19 protein-coding genes are annotated in these 23,652 nt (G+C 37.7%); 5 read left to right on the plus strand and 14 right to left on the minus strand.

Going from position 1 to position 23,652, the window contains the following annotated elements; translation table 11 throughout:
• Nucleotides 1–8 precede the first annotated feature (8 nt).
• Entirely contained in the window at nucleotides 9–1,115 is a 1,107-nt protein-coding gene (locus K9E37_RS03300) for a class E sortase (protein WP_004109532.1), read from the plus strand.
• Nucleotides 1,116–1,517: 402 nt separating this feature from the next.
• Here K9E37_RS03300 and pknB read toward each other — a convergent pair whose 3' ends face one another.
• The 7 genes from pknB to K9E37_RS03335 are packed head-to-tail and all read right to left on the minus strand — an operon-like array spanning nucleotide 1,518 to nucleotide 10,353.
• A complete protein-coding gene (gene pknB / locus K9E37_RS03305; protein WP_064621835.1) occupies nucleotides 1,518–3,521 on the minus strand; it encodes a Stk1 family PASTA domain-containing Ser/Thr kinase in 2,004 nt (667 codons plus the stop codon).
• On the minus strand, nucleotides 3,518–4,480 hold the full coding sequence (locus K9E37_RS03310) for a serine/threonine-protein kinase (protein WP_004109538.1): 963 nt from the start codon (nucleotides 4,478–4,480) through the stop codon (nucleotides 3,518–3,520). The genes pknB and K9E37_RS03310 overlap by 4 nt, the downstream gene beginning before the upstream one ends.
• Nucleotides 4,477–5,943: a peptidoglycan D,D-transpeptidase FtsI family protein gene (locus tag K9E37_RS03315; RefSeq protein ID WP_004109541.1), complete on the minus strand. Its 1,467-nt coding sequence runs from the start codon at nucleotides 5,941–5,943 to the stop codon at nucleotides 4,477–4,479. Before K9E37_RS03315 ends, K9E37_RS03310 begins: the two co-directional genes overlap by 4 nt.
• The gene (locus K9E37_RS03320) at nucleotides 5,936–7,417 is read right to left on the minus strand and encodes an FtsW/RodA/SpoVE family cell cycle protein (RefSeq protein ID WP_076002515.1); all 1,482 of its coding nucleotides are present in this window, start codon (nucleotides 7,415–7,417) and stop codon (nucleotides 5,936–5,938) included. Before K9E37_RS03320 ends, K9E37_RS03315 begins: the two co-directional genes overlap by 8 nt.
• A complete protein-coding gene (locus K9E37_RS03325) occupies nucleotides 7,414–9,078 on the minus strand; it encodes a PP2C family protein-serine/threonine phosphatase (protein ID WP_248893035.1) in 1,665 nt (554 codons plus the stop codon). The genes K9E37_RS03320 and K9E37_RS03325 overlap by 4 nt, the downstream gene beginning before the upstream one ends.
• Before the next feature lie 3 nt (nucleotides 9,079–9,081).
• Nucleotides 9,082–9,618: an FHA domain-containing protein FhaB/FipA gene (locus K9E37_RS03330; RefSeq protein ID WP_004109549.1), complete on the minus strand. Its 537-nt coding sequence runs from the start codon at nucleotides 9,616–9,618 to the stop codon at nucleotides 9,082–9,084.
• Nucleotides 9,619–9,657: 39 nt separating this feature from the next.
• Nucleotides 9,658–10,353: an FhaA domain-containing protein gene (locus K9E37_RS03335; protein WP_248893037.1), complete on the minus strand. Its 696-nt coding sequence runs from the start codon at nucleotides 10,351–10,353 to the stop codon at nucleotides 9,658–9,660.
• Between the two features lie 155 nt (nucleotides 10,354–10,508).
• Here K9E37_RS03335 and K9E37_RS03340 point away from each other — a divergent pair, with 155 nt between their 5' ends.
• Nucleotides 10,509–11,246 carry a phosphatase PAP2 family protein gene (locus K9E37_RS03340; RefSeq protein WP_103013748.1) on the plus strand — a complete coding sequence of 246 codons (738 nt, stop codon included), beginning with the start codon at nucleotides 10,509–10,511 and terminating at the stop codon, nucleotides 11,244–11,246.
• 23 nt (nucleotides 11,247–11,269) lie between these two features.
• Nucleotides 11,270–11,680: a large conductance mechanosensitive channel protein MscL gene (mscL, locus tag K9E37_RS03345; RefSeq protein WP_012913695.1), complete on the plus strand. Its 411-nt coding sequence runs from the start codon at nucleotides 11,270–11,272 to the stop codon at nucleotides 11,678–11,680.
• A gap of 85 nt (nucleotides 11,681–11,765) precedes the next feature.
• Here the strand turns inward: mscL and K9E37_RS03350 are convergent, their stop codons facing one another.
• From K9E37_RS03350 to dnaA, 7 genes are all read right to left on the minus strand, one after another.
• On the minus strand, nucleotides 11,766–12,335 hold the full coding sequence (locus K9E37_RS03350; RefSeq protein ID WP_369827461.1) for a DUF3566 domain-containing protein: 570 nt from the start codon (nucleotides 12,333–12,335) through the stop codon (nucleotides 11,766–11,768).
• Nucleotides 12,336–12,580: 245 nt separating this feature from the next.
• On the minus strand, nucleotides 12,581–15,211 hold the full coding sequence (gene gyrA, locus K9E37_RS03355; RefSeq protein WP_248893039.1) for a DNA gyrase subunit A: 2,631 nt from the start codon (nucleotides 15,209–15,211) through the stop codon (nucleotides 12,581–12,583).
• A gap of 69 nt (nucleotides 15,212–15,280) precedes the next feature.
• A complete protein-coding gene (gene gyrB / locus K9E37_RS03360) occupies nucleotides 15,281–17,356 on the minus strand; it encodes a DNA topoisomerase (ATP-hydrolyzing) subunit B (protein WP_004106076.1) in 2,076 nt (691 codons plus the stop codon).
• A 180-nt stretch (nucleotides 17,357–17,536) separates the two neighbouring features.
• On the minus strand, nucleotides 17,537–18,004 hold the full coding sequence (locus K9E37_RS03365) for a DciA family protein (protein WP_004109579.1): 468 nt from the start codon (nucleotides 18,002–18,004) through the stop codon (nucleotides 17,537–17,539).
• Nucleotides 18,004–19,305 carry a DNA replication/repair protein RecF gene (gene recF, locus K9E37_RS03370; protein ID WP_103013750.1) on the minus strand — a complete coding sequence of 434 codons (1,302 nt, stop codon included), beginning with the start codon at nucleotides 19,303–19,305 and terminating at the stop codon, nucleotides 18,004–18,006. The genes K9E37_RS03365 and recF overlap by 1 nt, the downstream gene beginning before the upstream one ends.
• A 97-nt stretch (nucleotides 19,306–19,402) precedes the next feature.
• Entirely contained in the window at nucleotides 19,403–20,527 is a 1,125-nt protein-coding gene (gene dnaN / locus K9E37_RS03375; RefSeq protein WP_012913699.1) for a DNA polymerase III subunit beta, read from the minus strand.
• A gap of 429 nt (nucleotides 20,528–20,956) precedes the next feature.
• Nucleotides 20,957–22,576 (minus strand): chromosomal replication initiator protein DnaA, encoded by a 1,620-nt coding sequence (gene dnaA, locus K9E37_RS03380; protein WP_004109588.1) that lies wholly within the window; start codon nucleotides 22,574–22,576, stop codon nucleotides 20,957–20,959.
• Nucleotides 22,577–22,965: 389 nt separating this feature from the next.
• On the opposite strand from dnaA, the gene rpmH reads away from it, so the two are divergent.
• Nucleotides 22,966–23,100: a 50S ribosomal protein L34 gene (gene rpmH / locus K9E37_RS03385; RefSeq protein ID WP_004106067.1), complete on the plus strand. Its 135-nt coding sequence runs from the start codon at nucleotides 22,966–22,968 to the stop codon at nucleotides 23,098–23,100.
• A gap of 21 nt (nucleotides 23,101–23,121) precedes the next feature.
• A complete protein-coding gene (rnpA, locus tag K9E37_RS03390; RefSeq protein WP_033888537.1) occupies nucleotides 23,122–23,619 on the plus strand; it encodes a ribonuclease P protein component in 498 nt (165 codons plus the stop codon).
• The last annotated feature ends 33 nt before the right edge of the window (nucleotides 23,620–23,652 follow it).

The raw sequence follows: 23,652 nt of genomic DNA on the forward strand, positions 1-23,652 counted from the left end.
AGCACACTATGCAATCTGCTAATATGCAGGAAGGAAAAACGAAGCGTAGCAGCTCGAATTTCTGGTGGCAAGCCGCTGGAATTATTGGCGAACTGTTGATAGCTTTTGCAGTTATTTGCGCATTGTACATTGCATGGCAAATGTGGTGGACTGGAGAGCAGGCTGAGCACACTCAAGTAGAGGCACGTCAAGCAATATCTTGGCAAAACCCAAAAACTGGTGATAAAACGAAGATTGCTTTACCACAGAATACTGACCCACCTGCTTTAAGCAAACCAAAGTCTGAAGACCTTGTAGCTCGTTTATACATACCACGTTTTGGAAATCAGTGGGAACGAAATGTTGTAGAAGGCATTACGCCAGACATCTTAAGCAAGCGTGGTTTAGGTCATTATCCAACCACACAAATGCCTGGTGCAATAGGTAATTTTGCAGTAGCAGGTCACCGAAATGGTTATGGTCAGCCATTGGGAGATGTAGACTTACTGAAGCCTGGCGACGCAATAGTAGTTCGTACAAAGGATTATTGGTTCGTCTATAAGTACACTTCTTACAAGATTGTTACACCAGATCACGGTGAAGTTATTGATGCAAATCCTGATCATCCTGGTGAGAAACCAACAAAACGTATGCTTACTCTTACAACGTGCGAACCTAAGTATACTGCTGCAACTCATCGCTGGATTAGCTACGCAAAATTCGCTTATTGGGCAAAGATTAGCGATGGCATTCCAAAAGAACTTTCTACTATTGATGAGCAAGGAAAAGTGAAGTTTATTAACAATGAGCAACAATCTCTAGTTTCTCGTCTTTCTTCACTAGTGCCAGTTATGGTGGTTGTTTTATTAGTGTATATGATGATTTTCGTAGCAGGAGCAATTGCTTGGCAATGGCCAGAACTTCGCGCTATTCATTCTGGATTAAAGAAAAAGCCTGATGCAAGCATTTTTGGCGGTCTTTTGCGCATACAACCAGGTATTACAGCGATTCGTTGGATTCTTTCGATTCTGATTTATTTCTTCATTGTATTAGCATTATTCCAGTGGATTTTCCCTTGGGGCGCATCTACAATTCCATTCCTTCAGCAGATGTCTAATTACTCAACAACTGTATGATAACGGGTTAAGTAGTAAGTTTTAAATATTCTTACGATTGCTTTAAAACTTACAAAATAAAAACATTTAAGGCGATTGCGTATGAAGCGCAGTCGCCTTTTGTTTATATTAATAAAATAAAAGCCTATAGAAACACATAAAATAACGCATTGCTGTAAAACTATGTCTAAATAAACAAACATATCTTAAACAGCTATTTTTTCGTTTTATCACATACTTTGCAACCTAATATAAGTCTATTTATGCAGATCTATTTTCACGCATCAATTTTTATAAGTAATATACGAATTTTATTAGAGATACAAACATTAGAGATACAAAAATGCTGCTTGTTCTACTTTTCTTGTAGAACAAGCAGCATATACATTATTTTTTACAGACTTAATCTAATACAAATCTAAATCAGTCTGAATCAGATGAAGAACCAAGGCTTGGACGTGTAACTAATGTAATCGCTTTGCCCTTCTCAACCTTGCTTCCTGCTTCCTCAGACATGCTCATGACTATATCGTCATCTTTTGCCATTGAATCAGATACTACTCTCAAACCTTTTGCTTCAAGTATTTTCTTCGCTTGTTTGAAGGTAACAGTACCAAGATCTATACTAGGAACTTCAACTTTCGAAGCACCTTGAGAAACATACACAGTAATAGAGCTGTGTGGTTTAACAGAGGAACCAGACGACGGATTTAGTCGAGTTACAGAACCTTCAGGCACATTATCTGAATCTTCCTTAACTACATCCGTAGTAAAACCAAAATTCTCTAATTGGCTAACCACAATGTCTTTGCTTTGACCAACAAGACCGTCAGGAATTTTAGTTAAACCGGATGCAATATATAAAGTAATTAACGTACCCTTATCAGCAAACGAATCTGCGTCAGGATCTGTGCGAGTTACATGATCTTTCTTAATATCTGCACTATCTTCTACTCGAACATTAGCAATCTTAAACCCAGCACGCTCAAGCATTTTACGAGCAGCTTCTTGCGTTTTACCACTTACATCTGGCACGCGAGTTGATTGTGGTCCAACCGAGAACCATACAGTCACCTTGGATCCAGAAGCAACATGCTCACCTCCACGCGGTGATTGCTTAGTAAAAGTTCCCTCAGGTTGAGAAGAATGATCATCTTCACGAATATCTGGAACCAAACCAAGTGCACGCAACTTTTCACGAGCAGCATCCTGCGTTGTTGTCTCCATAAATGTTGGAACTACAACATCTCCAGTAGCACGACTTCGATTGAGCATAAACAGCACACCCAGAAGAACTAATACTGTTACTAATACTCCAACTATAGATCCGATTACTACTCGTTTACGACGTTGCGCTTGCATTGTTGCTCTTTGTGACGCGCGCGTGCTAGGAGAAAATGCAATATTTGCAGATTCAACTTGACCAGTAATAGGATTGAACGATTGAGTTGCAGCACCATCTGTCATGCCCATAGCCATAGTTGCAGCATTCTGTTCAGCCTGTTTACGCGCCTTCATATTAGCTAAATCAGTCAATGGGTTAAACGCTGCTGCAACAGGCACTCCACCGTTCATAAACGCTAGAATGTCATTCTTAAACTCTGATGCTGTGGCATATCTATTTTGTCTATCTTTTGCCATTGCTTTAGCACAAATCTTGTCCCACATAGCAGGCATGCCTGGAACAAGTGTGCTAAGAGGTGTCGCCACTTCTGAAACATGCTGATATGCGATGGCAACAGCTGAATCTCCAATAAAAGGAGGACGTCCAGTTAGCATTTCATACAGCACACATCCTGCAGAATACAAATCAGAGCGCATATCTACTTGTTCACCACGAGCCTGCTCTGGAGACAAATATTGTGCTGTTCCAACAACACCTTGAGACTGTGTCATAGTTGTTGCAGAATCGTCAAGAGCACGAGCAATGCCGAAGTCCATTACCTTCACCATGCCCTGCTCGGAAATCATAATATTTCCAGGCTTAATATCGCGGTGAATAATACCCATTCTGTGTGAGTACTCTAAAGCATTGAGCACGCCAAGCATAACTTGTTCAGCGTCTCTCTGACTTAAAGCTCCATTCATTTTTAGAATATCGCGTAATGTTTTACCTTTAATGTATTCCATTACAAGATACGGTAAACGCTCTTCTAAGCCATTTTCTGCTATAACAGATTCTTCTCCAGAATCATAAATATTCACAATATTAGGATTGTTCATCTGCGCAATGGCATGCGCTTCCCTGCGGAATCGCGAAAGGAAAATCTCATCGTTCGCTAAATCGGAACGCATGATTTTCACAGCAACTGTACGACCTAAGCGCTTATCAACAGCAACACGCACTTCCGCCATGCCGCCGCGGCCAATAAGCTCCCCTAATTCGTATCGACCATTCGCTAATGAGGTGGGCATTGTGGTATTCATTGCTGCTCCTTGCGATCATTGGTATTAAAAATATTAATAATATTTACTTGGTTTTGCGGCATACTTTTAATACATCTTCGTTGTCGCAAATTTGTAGAAAGTACTCCTGTTGTATTGTTGAAGGCTGTTTCTTGATCTAGCAGTCTGCGCTCAATACGAGATAATACTTTCGACACAACTAATGCATCTTTTGGACGATCTTTTGGATTCTTTGCAAGCATAGACATAATAAACTGTTGTAATTGCAAATCAACATTTTCTGGCAAAGGTGGTACAGGATCATTAACATGTGCAGCAGCAATATCTACCGGCGTTGCTCCAGTAAACGGACGATGTCCGCACAAACCTTCATATGCCACAACACCTAACGAATAAATATCAGATTGTGCAGTAGCTTGTTCACCTTGTGCTTGTTCTGGAGAAATATATTGAGCTGTTCCAACTACCATGCCATCTTGAGTGATCTGTTCTTGGTCACTGGAATATGACACACCAAAATCTGTGATTTTCACATTGCCAGTATCAGAAACCATAATATTTGCAGGTTTTACATCGCGATGAATTACGCCATGAGAATGAGCTACAAAAAGTCCTCGAGCTGTTTGAATAAGAATAGGAAGTAACTTGGTAGGATCAATTATTTTTTCTTTATGATACAAATCTGCCAATGATTTACTTGGCACATATTCCATAATTAGGAATCCAATACCATCGTGCTCATAATAGTCAAATAATGCTGCAATATTAGGATGCGCTAAATTTGCTGAATTATGCGCTTCAGCACGAAGACGACGTAATTTTGCTTCAACGTTTACGGTATCTGTACGTAACGCCTTAATGGCAACAATTCGCCCAAGTTGAATATCAAAGCCTTTCCAAACTTCTCCCATACCGCCTTGAGCAAGGCGGCGATCAAGTCTATAACGATGATGAACTAACTGTCCTTCAACGAGTTTCATTGTTTAAGCGCCTCCTCCATCACTTGTCGCATAATAGGTCCTGCCGCGTAACTACCAAATGTACTTGTGTTATGTACTATAACCGCTATAGCTATTCTAGGATTTTCAGCAGGAGCAAATCCAATAACCCAACCATTAGCAGCTTGATTATACATTCCAATCTGTGCAGTACCTGTTTTAGCCGCAACATGAATATTAGGTAAAGCAAGATTAGGATTTTCTTTTGTAACAACAGCCTGCATCATAGAAGTTAATTTAGATGCACTGTCACTACTCATTACTTGGTTCATAACGGTTGGTCTAGTTTGTGACAATACTGACAAATCGCTAGATCTTACACAATCAACAAGAGTAGGCTTCATCAATGTTCCATTATTTGCAATAGCTGCCGCAATCATAGCGTTTTGCAAAGGTGTAACCTTAGCATCACCTTGACCTATTGATTCCAGAGCTAGTCTATCTGGAGTTGGCTTAATAGAAAAAGTAGATTTCACGGATCGTATTGGGAATCCAGTAGAATCAGAACCATCAATAGGCAGCGAATCGAAGAATCCAAACTTTCTTGCCTGCTTTACAATTACGTCAGATCCTAAAGAATTACCCAATTGAGCAAAAGCAGTATTAGACGAATATGCTAAAGCATCCTCAAAAGATATTTTTCCATCAACGCCATTCGCTTGGTAAGTGACATTTGTAAGAGACGTCTTGGTTCCAGGCAAAACATAGCTCGCACCAGCAGGTATTTTCGTATCAGGCTTGTATTTTCCAGATTCTAATGCTGCTGCTGCAACAACAGTTTTGAACGTAGAGCCAGGAGCATAAAGCTCAGAAACAGCACGATTCAGCATAGGATTTGACACATCTGATGTTATTCTCTCATACGATTTATTTACTTCATTAATATTGTGAAGAGCAAGATCATTCGGATCATAACTTGGAGTGCTTACCATGGCGCGAATTCTTCCGGTTTTTGGCTCAATTGCAACTAAAGCTGCGTCTTTGCCTTTAAGAAGATTGTAAGCAAGATTTTGCAAACGTGAATCAATTGATGTTTCTATAGAAGCTCCGCGATTAGTTGCTCCAGTAAATAATGAACGGAATCTTTGCCAGAACAGAGCATCTGATTCTCCACTTAATAAACTATTACGAGAAGCTTCAATTCCTCTATCTGCACGCTGGCTAATAGAAAAATATCCAGTAACTGGAGCATATACTAATCCGTTAGAATACTGACGTTGATACACAAAAGCATCTTTAGATGGTTCAGATTTCACTATAACTGTGCCATCTGATGTAAGTATTGCTCCACGTGGAGCGCCAAACTCATGGTATAAAGCTCTGCGATTTCGAGGATCAGAATTTAGAGCATTCGCTTTAATAGAAGTAATAATTGTACTTGAAATACCAAGTATTACAAAAAGTACCAATACTGCAGTAAAAAGTTCTCTAAGACTTTTATTCATTGTTATCACCTCTTTCTGAAGAGGAAATAACAGCAGAAGCATCTATATTATTTTCATAATCTGTATTGTTATATTCACTATTATTTGTATTCGTATTAGCTCGCTCTTGCAATTCACGCTCGCGCAACGCTGCTAAGGCAGCGTATTGGAAAGTATCGGAAACAGGAGCAGGTTCAGGTTTATTTGCAGCGTGAGAAATAACAATAAGCAAAGATGCAAGCAAATAATTTGCTACTAAAGAAGAACCTCCAGCTGCCATATACGGCAAAGTTAAACCGGTTAATGGAATAACCAAAGTAATTCCACCAACAACAGTAAACACTTGGAAAGCCATAGTAAAAACAAGCCCTGAAGCTAATAATTTTCCAAAGCCATCTTTAATTTTCATTGCAGTAATCATTCCGGATGCAATAATAATTAAATACAAAACCAATACGGCTAGAAGCCCAGTAAGACCAAGCTCTTCACCAACAGAAGCATAAATAAAATCAGAATTAGCTAGCGGTGTTATAGAAGGATGACCTTGTCCTAAACCTGTTCCGGTTGTTCCTCCAGCAGCCAAACCAAACAATCCAGATACAATTTGCGCTGAGCCACCAGGAAAACGATTATAAACCGCATTATCAAATGGATGAAGCCACGAATCCACACGATATTGCACATGTGCGAATAACTTTACTGCCATCAAGCATCCAGCTACAAAAGCAATACCCCCAACAGCAATCCATCCTCTGCGACCTGTTGCCACATACAACATTGACACAAACATTGCGAAGAACATCAATGACGTTCCAAGATCATGCTGGATAACAAGCACACCCATTGATGCTGCCCATACTAAAGCAATAGGTCCCATGTCTTGTAAGCGAGGAAGGTGAACTCCCAAAACCTTATTTCCACCTACAGCAAGTCGATCACGATGATTAAACAGGTACGCAGCAAAGAAGAATGACAGGAAAAGCTTAGCAAACTCTCCTGGTTGCACTGTGTGATCTCCAAAACCTATCCAAATTCTCGCTCCACCAATTTCTTTACCTAATCCAGGAACCATAGGTGAAAGCAAAAGAATCAAGCCTATAACCATATTCACATAAGAAAAACGCCTTAAAATGCGATAATCTTTCAAAAAAATAACGAAAATAATTGATAATACTAATGCTGCACAAATCCACACCATTTGTTTTATTGCAACATTTGTATTATTTTGCCTATCGATTCTAGCTATAAGAACTGTTCCAATTGCAGTTAAAAGCATAATACAAGGTAAAATAGCTTGACTTGCATATGGCTGTTTAACAAGAAGAACACCCCAAAATACGAAAAACAGTGCCATAACGAGAATCAACATTGCTGCATAATTAGCAGAAATATAACCGTCAATACGGAAAAACATCTGTAAAAATGCCATGCCAGAAAGCAATGTTGCAAAAAGCAACAATGCTATCTGTCTGATACGCGTAGCAATCATATTCATGAGGTTTTACCCCCTTGCTTCGCGTTATCTTTATTTTTATTTATTTTATTTTCTAATTTCTTTTGATTCTGTTCATTAAGTTTTTCTTGTTCTCGCGCACGCATTTCTCGACGAATTAACGAAGCATGACCACGAGCCTCAACTAAGCTGCCAAAACTAATACCTTCTTTTAATTGATCCTGCCAAGATTTATCTAGTTTATTAACAGGGATGTCAGTAGATTCCACTTTGTGAGATAATGCAATACCAAAAATATTTGTTGGCACTCCTTGATAAATAACAACTTTGTTACTGTCTTTCCCAATATAATATTGCGTTTGAGTCCACGCATATACTCCGTAGCCTACTCCAGAAATAACAAATAATACTAGTAATATTCCCAAAGATATGCCTATGCGAGTCCATCTACGCCTCAAGGAATGAGCACGATGTGCCTCATCCTGCTCATGTTTAACAGCACGAGCAACATCTGGATCATGAGGATCTGTTGAAACTTTACCATTCTTTTTTTTGACTATAGGAATCTCATTAGTGTCAGGTGTATGTAATTCTCCAACTTCTTCACGAATGTGTGAAGGTTGCACAATTCTTGTAATAGATATTGTTCCTTCATCTGGATTTTTAGAATTATCATCATCTTGAGCTAGCGCGGCTGCTCTTTGAGCTGGTGAATTCTTATCTTCGCGCAATGCCGGTGCTGAAGCTACTGCTTTATTTACGATATCTGCAATTGACTCGAGATCCTTACTTGCAGCTCCTCCAATAAGTGGAGTTTGATGCGGAAGATCAAATGCATCAGCATCAAGTGCAAGCGTTGCATCTGCAATAACGGCTGTAACATTATCTGTACTACCAGCACGAAGTGCCATAGATACTAATTTTTGAGCGCATTCTTCTTGATTAGAAATACTACTCATCACATCTTGAATAGTTGAATCTTCAAGAACTCCACACAATCCATCAGAGCAAAGAAGCCAACGATCAGAAGGATGAGCTGAACGCAAAGCAATATCAGGACGAGGATCTATATCAAAATCACCTAGTACTCGCATAACAACATTTCGTTGAGGATGATTTCGCGCTTCTTCAGGCGTAATATGACCTGTATCAATCAAATGCTGAACATAACTATGATCAGTAGTCATGCGCATAAGATGATTATCTCTTAGTAGATACGCTCTAGAATCACCTAAATGAGCCAGAACCCAGTATCCTCTTACAAGAGTTACTGCAGTAACTGTCGTTCCCATTCCAGCAAGACGGCGCTCACGCTTAGCTTTACCAACAATCGCATCATGAGCAGCCATAATCGATGTTTCCATCATTGAAGAAACAGTTTTAACATCATGCGGTCTTGAATCTTGTTCAATATGTGCAAGAGAACGAATCGCTATAGTAGAAGCTGTATCTCCTCCAGCATGACCACCCATTCCGTCGCAAATTGCAGCTAAATGTTCACCAGCAAATGCAGAATCTTGATTATTACTACGAACAGTTCCAACATCACTGACAGCCGTAGCATACATAAAAAGTATTTTTTCTACAGAATTTGCGCGATTTTCTTTAATATCATTTTTATCTGTTATAGATGATATTTTTTCTATTTGCCCAGTAACTGCGGTCTGAATTTCTTCTTCGTTATTTGAATTGACTTGTTTCATTTGTTACCTCAATTCAAACATTGTTGCGCCGATTCGCACAGAAGTACGCGGAGCTAATATAACAGGCTCAGTAACACGATTATGACCAATCATGGTTCCATTTGTGCTACCTAAATCTTCAAGAACCCAAGAATTAACTGATTGATTAAAATAAACACGAGCATGGTGTGAAGATACAAATTCATCATTTAATACGACTGTATTAGAAGCAGCACGACCAAGAGTCACACCAGCAGCGTTCAATGGGAATGAAGATCCTGCCAAAGGTCCATCAATAACAACTAACAAAGTTGGAGAACCGGATGTATTTTCTTGATTTTCTGCTTTGGCAAATACTGGCGTCTCACGCACTTGCATAACTTGTGAAAACTTTGCTTCACGAGAATTACGACGAGAACTTTTCTTCCAAAAACGAGATTTTTTAGGACTAAATACTTCAATATCGCAGCGAAGCGAACGGATAGCGCACCATACAAAAATCCAAAGTAAGACTAAAAAGCCATACTTAAGTATTGCAAACGTTAATTCAGTAAACATCATGCGCGTTATCGTCTCCTAGCTCGGAAATACTTATTACTCCTAGTCTTGAGACGATGCCCAATAAAGAATACGCGTACGACCAATAGTAATAGTGTTGCCATCAACCAATGTTGCTGCAGGAACCTGATGACCTTCTACATATGTACCATTCGTAGATCCAAGATCACGAGCAATAACACCGTCAGGAGTTATATCAATACCAAGATGATGACGAGAAATACCTGGATCATCTATTACAATATCGCAACCAGACCCACGTCCTAAAATAGTACGATCCTTTGTAAGCAAGTACTGGTTACCATTAATTTCAAGCATCGGGTGATTCTGCGATTGATCCTCAGTAGTAACAGGAACAGCATTACCCTGAACAGATTCAGATGTCAAATGGAAATTACCTTTAGTTAATTCCAAATCCTCTTCAAAAATAACAACTACAGGTCCTACGAAAGCATAATGCTGACTCTTAGCATATTGAGTAAGATTATCTGCAAGCTCATTAGCTAATGCTTCACTACCCCATTGTTCAATATGATCAAAATCAGGCGTACTCAGCTTAAAACGGTACTCATTTGGAGCAACTATGTGATCTCTGCCAATAGGCATGGCTTCAGCGTCAATTTCACGTTCCAAAGCACTCGAAAAATCGACTGGCTGCAAATCTTTGGAGCCGAATTTTGCGAAGACGCTGTTCATTGCACCTTCCACGCTCTTCTCAAATCGGTCAAACACGCTCATGGTAAACCCTTTCTATCTGTTCATCATAGTACTCGTCACCGGGTACGGTGTTCAACTACCACACGCTTTTCTTCTAATATATTTTCTTTTTTATACATATTATTTCGTACTCTCCAACGTGCATTTACATCATTGTGCGTGTAATCTTAACAAGTATGATGCAGAAAAATAACAATAATCACAGCGGATTATCGGTTTTCACTAGAAATTCCGCTACTATTTTTACACTATTACTCGCAGTTGTTATTCCGTGCTTAGGAAAAGCACTACTAGTTACTAGTAAAGAGCGCACTTATGAATCATCCATAGTTTCTTGGTTCCACAAGAGTGTTCCCTCTGTAATTCTCAGTATTTCAAAAATATTAGCTTTAGTTTTTTCAACTAAGGGTTGCATAGCAATACTTGTTTTATTAGCAGCGCTTTCATTATTTATAAATAAAAATTGGAAGATGACAATAATTCAACTTTTAATTTCGCTTCTTCCTATGATTTACATTTTTGCAGTTAAATTTGCTGTAAATCGTCCGCGTCCGTACATTGGTTTGAATATTAAATTACCAACTGATCCAAGTTTCCCAAGTGGACACACTTCAGCAGCTGTAGCAGTTTGCGTTATGGCAATGTTGATTCTTTACATCAATAAACCATCATCAATTCAATTTGGATTACTTTTTAGCGCAATTCTTGTTGTTATAGTTGCTGTTTCACGTATTATTGTCGCTGCTCATTTCCCTACGGATGTATTAGCTGCAGCAATTATATATCCACTACTTTCTGTTACAATTTTGCGCTCGTTCCAGCGACATAATTTATATATTGACAACAGAAATAATGACAAATCTACTTACGAAGAACAAATATTAGATTCTAACTCACAATCTAATATTCAATAATATATAAAAGGAAGAAAATACTAATGATAAAAGGATTTAAAAAATTTATTTTACGAGGCAGCGTAATCGACATGGCTGTCGGTGTTGTTATGGGTAGTGCAGTAACTTCAGTAGTAACAACGATAGTTAATTATATTATTAATCCTCTTATTGCAATGATTTTTGGAAAGCCAGAACTTAATGGTGTTCTAACTATTAGTATGAATGGTGCAACAATTTCTTTTGGCGCAGTAATTGGAGCATTATTGAATTTCCTTATTGTTGCTACAGCAGTTTATTTCTGCATTGTTTTACCTATTAATAAATTGCGTGAAATTGGTGCAGATTTGTTGCAAATTGAACATGAAAAAACTGAAGAAGAAAAAAGAAAAGAGCGTGAAGAAAAAACTATTCAACTGTTACAAGATATTCGTGACGAACTAGTAAAACGTTAATTTCTTATTTTTCTTATAAAAAATTCCCACTGCTTCGTAGTAAACAGTGGGAATTTTATTATCCAAAGCTAAATTATTCACACTATCAGTCGTCACCTAAAGTAATGTGAATTCCTCCAACTAATGAACCAACAACGTTATATAGAAGAGCAATTATTGCAGATAATACGGTTATTATAATTATTTCTACAATTGAAAAAATAGTCACAGTACTTAATACTGTTGGGAGTGAGAACACATCTGCAAGATTAAAACCGTTACTATCCAAACCAGTAGAAGAAACAATCTGCGTTACTTGATCAAATACACCAATCATATTCAAGAACAACCACACTAAACCTGCAGCAATAACTTGAATAATTCCTCCTGCAACGCTTAAAAGGAATGTTACTTTTGCTACAGACCATGCATCTACTCTTACTAAAGAAAGACTCATACGACGAGCACGCGGAACACGTCCCGATTTTGTTGCATTTGATTTATTGGAAATAGATGAAGCAGCACCACCAATTGTACGACGATACGTATTGGAACTACCACTAACACGTCCAGAAGATGATGAATTTTTAACAATATTTCCTAAAGAAGAATTACCAGATATTTCATCAAAATTATTTTCTTCACTTGAATAATTAACTTCCTTAGAAGGAACCATTTTTTCTGCAGATAATTCTGTGTCATTAGACAAAAATCTTGCAGATTCCTCATTCATATTCATCGGATTTTGCGATGGCTCAAAATTTTCGCTCATCTCAGTGTTCCTTCTCTTATTAATTTGCCTATAATCAGTGTCATTATACCAATGAGAGTACCAATAAAAACAGACTAGAACAGTTTTTATTAGTACTCTCAAATTTTTGTGGAATAATATTATTAATATTATTCCACATAAGAAGTTTCTTAAGCTTCCTCATTTTCTGAAGTAGCTTCTTTTTCTTCTAATTGATTTTCTTCGTCATCCGTTTCTTCATTACGGGCAATAGAAATAATTTCATCGCCTTTATCCGGCTTAGCTAAGGTTACGCCTTGAGTTGTTCTACCAGTGCGCTTCACTTCATTAACGTCAGAACGAATTACCTTACCGGACTTCATAATTGCCATTACTTGATCTGTTTCTTCAACAATCAAAGCTCCAACTAATGAACCACGACCCTCTGCAAGTTGAACAGCTTTAACACCGTAGCCGTTTCTTCCTTGCAAACGATACTCTTCAATAGCAGTTCGCTTAGCAAAACCTTCATTAGTAACAACAAGAAGATCTTTACTAGTTTCTGCCGCAACAACGTCCATATCGAGTAATTCGTCACCTTCACGGAATCTCATACCCTGAACGCCGGCAGTCTGACGACCCATTGGTCGAAGTTGTTCATCATCTGCTCTAAACTTCAAACTCATTCCAAGCTTAGAAACAAGAATAATGTCATCTTCTGAATTGCACAAAGCTGCACCAATAAGCTCGTCGACAGGTTCACCTGTTTCTTCATTTGCCATCAAACGTACAGCAATCAAACCGCCTTGACGTGGAGAATCATACTCTTGCAATGCAGTTTTCTTAACTTTCCCGGAACGAGTTGCCAATACCAAGTATTTAGCAACATCATAATTTGGAATTGATAACACTGCTTGAATTGTTTCTCCAGGAGTAAATTGCAACAAATTAGCAACATGCTGACCTTTAGAATCGCGAGATCCTTCTGGAAGTTCGTAGGCTTTCAGACGATAAACTCGACCACGATTAGTAAAGAAGAGCAACCAATTGTGTGTAGAAGTTAAGAAGAAGTGATCAACTACATCATCTTCACGAAGCTTTGCACCCTTAATGCCTTTACCACCGCGGTGTTGAGCACGATACTCGTCTGCCTTAGTACGCTTAATATAACCTGCGCGAGTTACTGTTACAACAACGTTTTCTTCAGCAATAAGATCTTCAACATTCATTTCACCAGAGAATGGAAGAATCTTAGTTCTGCGATCATCACCATATTTTGCAACAATTTCATCAAGTTCATCGCCAACAATTTTGCGCTGACGTTCTGGGCTTGCCAAAATATCGTTGTAATCAGCAATTTTAATCATCAAATCTTCATGCTCGTCGAGAATCTTCTGACGTTCCAAAGCTGCAAGTCTACGAAGTTGCATTGCAAGAATGGCATCCGCTTGAACTTCATCAACATCAAGCAAATTCATTAAACCAGTACGAGCAGTTTCAACATCTTTAGATGAACGAATTAAAGCCACAACTTCATCAATCATATCCAAAGCTTTCAAATAGCCTTGCAAAATATGATCTCGCTCTTCAGCTTCACGCTTTAAGTAACGTGTACGCCTATCAATTACTTCAAGCTGATGAGTTACCCAATGACGAATAAACGCATCCAAACTCAAAGTTCTAGGAACGCCATCAACCAAAGCAAGCATATTTGCGCCGAAAGTTTGCTGCAATTGCGAATGCTTATACAAATTATTTAAAACAACTTTTGGAACAGCATCACGCTTAAGAACAAGAACCAAACGCTGACCAGTACGACCAGACGTTTCGTCGCGCATATCTGCAATACCTTGAATTTTGCCATCTCGTACAGCTTCACGAATAGAAGCAGCTAAGCGATCAGGATTAACTTGGTATGGAAGCTCGGTAACAACCAAGCACATGCGTCCCTTAATTTCCTCAGTATTAACTACTGCTCGCATTGTAATTAAGCCGCGACCTGTGCGGTACGCTTGCTCAATTCCCTTGTGACCTAAGATTGTTGCTCCAGTAGGGAAATCAGGTCCTTTAATTCGCTGAATTAAAGCTTCAAGAAGTTCTTCTTTGCTTGCATCAGGATGATCCAACGCCCAGTGCACACCATCAGCCACTTCACGCATATTATGAGGTGGAATATTGGTTGCCATACCAACAGCAATACCAGCAGAACCATTAACTAAAAGATTCGGGAAACGAGCTGGCAAAACCGTAGGCTCTTGAGTTTTACCATCATAATTTGGCAGGAAATCAACGGTATCTTTATCGATATCTCGTACCATTTCCATAGCCAACGGTGCCATACGACATTCCGTATAACGCATTGCTGCTGCAGGATCATCACCAGGAGAACCAAAGTTTCCTTGACCATCAACAAGCATATAGCGCATTGACCAAGACTGAGCCATACGCACTAAAGTGTCATAGATAGCAAAATCACCATGAGGGTGATACTTACCCATAACATCACCGACAACGCGAGAACACTTGTTATATCCGCGATCAGGCCTGTATCCTCCATCATACATTGCATAAATAACACGACGGTGAACAGGTTTTAAACCATCACGAACATCTGGTAAAGCACGCTCAACAATAACAGATAATGCGTAAGCTAAATAAGATTCGCGCATTTCCTGCTGCAAATCCATGTTCTTTACGCGAGCACCCTTCATTAAGCCATAATCAGTATTATCTGCTTCCTGAGGGCTCTGTGGTTCCATAGAACCATCTGGAAGCTGATCTCGCTCAGCACCATCACGAGCGGAATTTATTTCGTCTACCACTTCAATTCCTTCTTAATCTTATAAAAATTAAAGTTTTTTCTTTTTATCTTTTCGAATAAATTAATACTTTTAAGCGTCAATAAACCTTGCATCATGAGCATTTCTTTGAATAAAGAGTCTACGAGGCTCTACTTCATCGCCCATAAGCATGGAGAATGTTTCATCAGCTCGAGCAGCATCTTCAATATGAATTTGCTTCAAAATACGATGCTCAGGATCCATTGTTGTTTCCCACAACTCCTGATAACTCATTTCACCCAAGCCCTTGTATCGCTGAATACCTTCACCTTTAGGAAGTTGACGACCAGCAGCTTTACCTTCTGCCAAAACTCTGTCTCGCTCAGCATCCGTATAAACAAAATCATGTGCTCCCTTGCTCCACTTCAAACGGTACAAAGGTGGCATAGCAACATAAACGTATCCTGCAGTAATCATAGGACGCATATAGCGGAAAAATAATGTCAAATTCAAAGTAGCAATATGAGCACCGTCGACATCAGCATCAGCCATAATAATGACTTTGTGATATCGAACCTTGCTTAAATCGAAGTCTTCTCCATAACCACCACCAACAGCAGTAATTAAGGATTCAATAGTTTCAGACTTCATCATTCTGTCGATTGAAGCGCGTTCAGTATTCAAAATCTTACCACGCAAAGGCAAAATTGCTTGCGTAATAGGATCGCGACCTTGAATTGCTGAGCCACCTGCAGAATCACCCTCGACTATGAATAATTCACATTCTTCAGGATTACTTGACTGGCAATCCTTCAACTTATCTGGCATTCCAGCAGTTTCAAAAATAGACTTGCGACGAGTATTTTCGCGAGCTTTTTTAGCAGCAAGTCGAGCACGAGAAGCTTCTATAGCTTTTTGAATAATATTTTTTGCTTCATTTGGATGAGCATCAAACCAATCTCCAAGCTTTTCAGTCATGACTCTTTGCACAAAAGTCTTAGCTTCAGAATTGCCAAGCTTTGTTTTAGTCTGACCTTCAAACTGTGGAGTTGTAAGCTTTACTGAAACAACTGCTGTTAAGCCTTCGCGAACGTCATCACCAGAAAGATTAGTATCTTTCTCTTTCAAAATATTCTTTTCGCGAGCATAACGATTAACTAAAGTAGTAAGCGCTGCACGGAATCCTTCTTCGTGAGTACCGCCTTCAGTAGTCGAAATAGTATTAGCAAAAGTGTGAACTGCTTCAGAATAAGCAACAGTCCATTGCATAGCAATTTCCGCAGAAATACCAATTTCAAGATCTTCAGCCTCAAAGTCAATAACATCTGGCTCTACTGGAACAGCTTTTCGAGATTTAACTAAGTAATCAACATAGTCTTTAATACCATGCTCATACTGGTAGCTTACGCTTCTATGCTTTTCTTCACTAGAAGATTCGGAATCACCTGCAACTTCATCTCCAGCTTCATCTGGCTTACGTAAATCAGTTAAAGAAATCTTCAAACCCTTATTTAAGAAAGCCATCTGCTGGAAGCGAGAACGCAAGGTTTCAAAATCATAAACTGTTGTTTCAAAAATTGTTCCGTCTGGCCAGAAAGTCACAGAAGTTCCAGTAGATTCTCCTTCTGCCATTGGCTCACCTTTTGCCAAAGGAGCAGTTGGATGCTGATCAACATAAGTTTGAGTCCAGTGGAATCCTTGACGACGAACTTCAATTTCTACACGAGTAGAAAGTGCATTAACAACAGAAATACCTACACCATGTAAACCACCAGAAACAGCATAACCACCGCCGCCAAACTTACCGCCAGCGTGAAGCTTAGTCATAACTGTTTCAACACCAGAAACACCTTCGCCTGGCACTTCATCTACTGGAATACCTCGACCATCATCGACAACACGAATAGCATTATCAGGCAAAATTGTTACTTCAATATGCGAAGCATATCCTGCCAAAGCTTCATCAACAGAATTATCAACAATCTCATAAACCAAATGATGCAATCCACGAGGACCAGTAGAACCAATATACATACCTGGTCTAATACGAACTGCCTCTAATCCTTCTAGAACACGAAGGTCACTCGCATCATAATGTTCAGGAGCAAGTGAATCATCGAGTTGAGCATCATCGAGTTTATGCTCTTCGACGGCATTATCCATCGAATTATCTTCCGTGTTTGCCACTTTAGGTCCCTTCACAAATTGCCTCATATTAAAAGGCATTTATAGAGCCAACATATGCCAGAAAGCACATAAAAGGGGATTCTAGCGTTTTAGCCATAATACATGACATTCTACACACATACTATGACCTCTCTTCAGAAATAGGCATTTTTACTATTTTTAAAAAATATAATAATATTATTAAAATTTATTTCTTAAAAATCCCAATCCACTCGTTGTTGGACCAATAACTTTAATTTCTTTTATTTCAATATTTTCAAGGTTATTATTAATTTTTTCTTTTAATTGTGGAATTAAATAAGAAAGTTGAGTTGCCCAAACTGTTGATTGAGCACGAACAATAAGCACGCCATTTACAACTTGACTTATTTCACAATGTTTTGCAATACTTTCCCCTACTACTTTATGCCAAGAAGAACGTAATTTTGCTATAGAAAGTTGACTATTCCAATTACTTTCAGAAGCAAAATTTTTTAAAATACCACAGAATGATTTAGGATCTCTACCAGGTTTTCCAAAATTTTCCCAAGCTTGTTCTGCATTTTTTTCACGATTATTTTCGCGTTCAGCTTTTCTATTAATAGGATCAAAAATAATTGCAGGTAATTTTCGAGTATCAATTTTTAAAAGAATATTAACAGGAATCATTATTTTTTCTCCTGCTTATTTTTTCTTTGTTCTATTACATCAAGCAAAATATTATTATGCTCTTCACTGAAATTATTAATTTCATTATTTTTTTCTAATAGTTTTCCAATATTTATAAGATTTGTTTTTTTAATATATTCTTTATTAGGAATGTCGCTAAGAGAAGAAGTAGTAATAAAAACTTGACCTTGATTAAGTGCAAAATTTAATATTCTTATACGCCTGTTTTCATCAAGTTGTGCAAATACATCATCGAGAATAACAATAGGTTTATCATTATTTTTTTCTTCTAATGCTTTGCATAATGCCATTTTTGAAGCTATTGCAATTGTCCAAGATTCACCATTCGAAGCAAAATCTTTAGCAGAAATATTATTAATAGCAAAGTCAATATCATCACGATGAGGGCCAATAAGATTGCATCCTCTAGCTAGCTCTCCATCATAAATACGTTGAAAATGCTCACTTATTTTAGAAAAAAGCTCGTTTTTATTTTCAATATTTTCATCACTCTTTTTTTCAAATAGTACTTCTTCAAAAGAAGGAACATATATTATTTCCGTATTTTCTTCATTAGTAAAAGATTTAATTATATTTTTGAAATATTTATTAATAATTTGCACAGTTTCTTGGCGTGCTTTTGTTAAGTTAATACCACTTTCAATAAATTTACCAGTCCAAATTTCTAATCCGGATAATGAAACTGTCTGATTTTTGTATGAAAAATCTCTAATATTTTTTAGTAATGCAGCACGCTGTTTAGAAATATGTTTAAATTCTTGCAATAATTGCACATAATTTGGTATTAACAAAGATCCAGCTTGATCGATAAAAGTACGTCTAACATTAGGATCACCAATTATAAGAAATTGGTCTCTTGGAGTAAAAGAAACTATTGGCAATAATCCAACAATGTCTTTAACATATAATGCTTTACCAGAATTTATATGTGCTCTATTAGAACCTTTTACGTAAAGATCTATTTCATAAGTTGTTTGATTTAAATTACTTTCTAAAGATGCAATATTACTTAAGCCAGTATTTGTTTCATCTTTTTTATAATTTATATCATTATTAATGGTATTTATTCTTATTATTGATTTTTCATAGCCTTTTTTAATAAGAGGCAATGTTGAAGATGTTCTGTGACTTATTCCAGTACCAGTAACTTCTAATGCTTCTACAATATTGGTTTTTCCTAAACCATTATTGCCATATATAACATTTATTCCAGGGTTGAAATCACAAATTATATGGTTCCAAGAACGAAATGTATCAAGGGCAATTCGCGAAATATACATTGCTTAATTACCCTTTCTTAATAGTTTTAAAAGAAAATGCGATATTACATTGTACATCAAAAAATAATCTAAAATACAATGCAATATCGCAACAATATTAATTATTAAAACGCATAGGAACAAGCAAATAGCGATAATCTGTTGACTCATCACCATCTGATTCCTGTTGACCATTAAATTCAACAGGTTTTACAGCTGTTGCCATTTTCATATGCACGAATGGCTCTGGAATAGCTCCTAAACCTTCAAGTAAGTAGTTCGGATTAAAGGCAACAGTTATGTCTTCTCCATCCATATCGATATCAAGTACTTCTTTTGCTTGTGATTCGTCAGCAGTACCAGCACTCAAAGTTAACTCCTGATTTGAAAAAATCATTCGAATAGGAGCATTTCTTTCGGCGACTAAAGATACTCGCTTAATTGCATTTATCAATAATTGTTTATTAATAATTGCGTGAATAGGATATTCATCTACGAATAGTCGATCTACAGAAGGGAATTCTCCATCAATTATTTGTGAAGTACTTGTACGACCGGAATTTTCAAAACCTAAAAGTGACTTATCTTCCTCATTAAAATGGATAATAACATTTTGATGATCGTCGAGAGAATGAGCAATATCTCTTAGTAATGACCCACGAGTAAGAGTGGTCGAATGAATGTCATTATGTTCTGGTGTCCACTTAAAAGTAGATCTAGATAGACGGAATCTATCAGTAGAAGTCATAGTAACGGTGTCATCTTCAAATTGGATCCTAATTCCAGTTAGAACCGGTCTATTTTCTTCTCTAGATGTAGAAACAGATGCTTGATTTACAGCTTGAATAAATGTTGGTGCATCAACCTGACCTAATTTATGAGGCAGTTCAGGCAAGTCAGGATACTCTCCAAGAGGCATAAGTTGTAGAGTAAATGTTGATTTTCCGGAAGTAATAGTCAAAGTATTATTTTCAGATTTTAGATAAGTTTTTTCTGCAGGAAGAGACTTAGTAATATCTGCCATCAATTTGCCTAGAATAAGTATGCTTCCCTCTTCGTCAACACCAGCTTCAATGTGATGGCAGCTAGAAATTTGATAGTTGAATGCAGAAAGCTGCAATGTGCCATTTGCTGCTTCAATTTTTAAGCCTGCAAGAATAGGGTTTGCAGGGCGTGAGTCAATTACGCGTGTAGTCCAAGCTACAGCATCAGCAAATGATGCAGAGTTGACTTCTACTTTCATGCTTCCTCTTTTCTGTAAAGTCTGCATTTATTCTACAGTATGAGGGTGTCTACAAAAAATATTTTTCAATGTTTGCACTGCTTTTGCAATTGTTATTTTTCTTATTAACTAAGTAGTAAATAAAAGTAGTAATAAAGACTGTGTATATGTGGAAAAGTGCTTAAAAACCGCTTTTAAAAAGACTTATTAACAATTAAAAGATGTGGATAACAAAAGAACAACAATGTGTATAAGTGGGGAACTTATCCACAGCTTTTTCTATTTTTTAGAGTTTCCACATTTTTAAATGCCTTATAAACAACTTAATAACATTTTTAAGCGGCGTTTTCCACGAGTTATGCTCAGCTTTTACCCACATTTGTTATTAAGTATGTGGATAACTTTTTATAAACTTTTAAACATTTATTCATGAATATGTGGAAAATAAGTTTAATTTCTACGCTCAACAGGATTTTGTTTTAAACGAACAGTTAATTCCATAACGTAGTTATAAATTTCTTGCTTTTCTTGCATCTCGCCACTTACTCGAGTATAAGCATGCATAACTGTAGTATGATCCCTACCGCCAAAAACTTCGCCAATATCAACCAAACTCATGCTTGTCATTTCTCTTGCAAGATACATTGCAATTTGACGAGCGAGTGCAACATTCTTTGTGCGCTGACGACCAACAAGTTCATCAAAAGTCATGTGGAAATACTGAGCTACTTGACTAATGATGTCAGTTGGCCTTACTTCAATATCTGTAGCAAAGAAATCTTGTAATGCTTGTTCAGCTAAAGCTTTACTAACAGGCTGATTACTTAAAGATGCTACAGCAGTAACGCGTGTCAATGCACCTTCAAGTTCACGAATATTTTCTGTAAAACGTTCAGCAATTAAATCAAGTACGTCACTTGGAACATTACAGTGATTCATTGATGCCATCATTCTCAGAATTGCAATACGCGTCTCCAAATCTGGCGGTTTAATATCAACCGTAAGACCTGATTCAAATCTGGAAATTAAGCGTGCTTCAAATCCCTTAAGATTTTTTGGCGCAACATCTGAAGCTATAACTATTCGCTTATTTGCTTGATATAAAGAATTAAAAGTATGGAAGAATTGTTCAAGTGTTGCTTCTTTTCCACCAAGGAACTGAATATCGTCAATAAGAAGAACATCTACTTCACGATATCGCCTATTAAAATCAGCGATTTGACCTTGACTTTGATTTGGTGTTTGAAGAGCTTCAATAAATTCATTAGTGAATTCCTCACTTGTTACATAACGCACTTTAAGTGAAGAATCTTTTACTAAAGCATAATTGCCAATTGCATTAAGCAAGTGAGTTTTGCCAAGACCGGAGCCACCATAAATACATAAAGGATTAAAATCTCTGCCGGAACCCTCTGCGACTGCCAAAGCTACAGTTCTTGCAAAACGATTTGAATCGCCAGGCACAAAAGTATCAAAAGTTGCGCACGTATTTAAATGTGTAATTGCATCGCGTTGAACAGAGACAGGCATTTTTTGCTGTGCAGCCTGTTCAGTAGAAATATCAGTTTGTTGAAGAGTAGATATTCCAGTTGCATGATCAAAATCTGGTTGTACAGGAGATGAATTATTTGCTGTAACCGATGACAAATTATTAGATGATGAAACTGAAATATTATCAACAGGCAAAACTGTATTATCAGTTACTATTTTATTTTTATTTAAATTCGCATTGTTCTGTGCTTGATGAGATAAAGAATTTGAAGAATTTTGTGCAGCTTTTTCCTGATATTCAGATTGAGGGACGATCCTAAAAGCAGGAAACATATCTTTACCAGTGCAAATTTTTAATGCTGTAAGTAGAGGAGAATTTAATTCATTTTGCAAAGCTTGTTGCGTTTCAGCATTAGATACGCACAAAACAATGGTCGTTCCAAAGATTGCTTCTGGTTTAACACCTTCAAACCAACCTTTATCGCGCGCAGTTAAAAGGGCATTATGCTGTAAAACAGTAAGCGTATTAGACCATACCAAAGCAGCTTGCGATGTAGAATCGCCTAATGTATCAGCCATTTCACCCCCCAAACTTGCATTTAGCACATGTAATAATGCTGATTCTGTTTACGCGCGCACGTGTGTAATAAGTATCAGTAAGATATGTTTACTCTGACCCTACGAAGTTATCCACAGTCTAGCGTGTTGAAATTGTTTAATTGTGAATAACATGTGTGTAATTTGTGGATAAGTTTAAAGCTGAGATTTGGCTATTTTTCAACGATTTTGCGTGTACAATAAATTGTAATAGAAATGTGAATAAATCATTTTTATTTATATCTGACTATGTTGATTCTTTAATAAGAAAATGTGGAGTTTTGAGCATTGGTGAGGGGTAATAGTATTTTGGTATAGCTTGACTCATACGGGGCCATGCTTTTGCATGGCTGAATACAGGAGCATTAGTTATGAAGAGGACATTTCAGCCGAATAATCGTCGTCGTCACATGAAGCACGGCTTCCGCGTTCGCATGCGTACGCGTGCAGGTCGCGCAGTAATTAATCGTCGTCGTGCCAAGGGCCGCAAGTCACTGTCTGCCTGAGTTAAGGTAGCGTCGTAAGGCATGGAAAGGCTGAAAAGCCACCGTGATTTTGTTGCGGTGCTAAAAAAACGGCGCAAGGTGAGTTCTCGGGATATCGTCGCGCATTACATTATGCGTGACGATATAGCCGTGCAGAGCACACTTAACGAAGATAGAAGTGCAAGTTTAGATTATATTGCCACGGGTTTTGAAAGTGATACTCCCGCGGCATTTTCTGATACCTTCTTACATGATCAAAAATTTGAACATGTAAAGAGGCTAGGTCTTGCTGTATCTAAATCAGTGGGGAAAGCTGTAGTTCGCAATAAGGTAAAAAGACGTCTGCGAGTAATCGCAAAAAATTATGAATCTTTATTACCTGCAGGTTGTGATGTGGTGCTAAGAGCAAAACCTTCTGCAGCTCAATCTTCATTTGATTCGTTACAATGCCAGATACAAAAGCTTTTTGGCAAAATTAGTGCAGATTTATGTTCTACACAAAATTGCAAAATGCATGAGAATAATCAGAATCAAGGATAATTGAAATATATTATTTTGAGTAAATGGTGGTTA

Origin of the sequence: Gardnerella swidsinskii, from assembly GCF_023277705.1 — a bacterium.
GTDB lineage: Bacteria > Actinomycetota > Actinomycetes > Actinomycetales > Bifidobacteriaceae > Bifidobacterium > Bifidobacterium swidsinskii.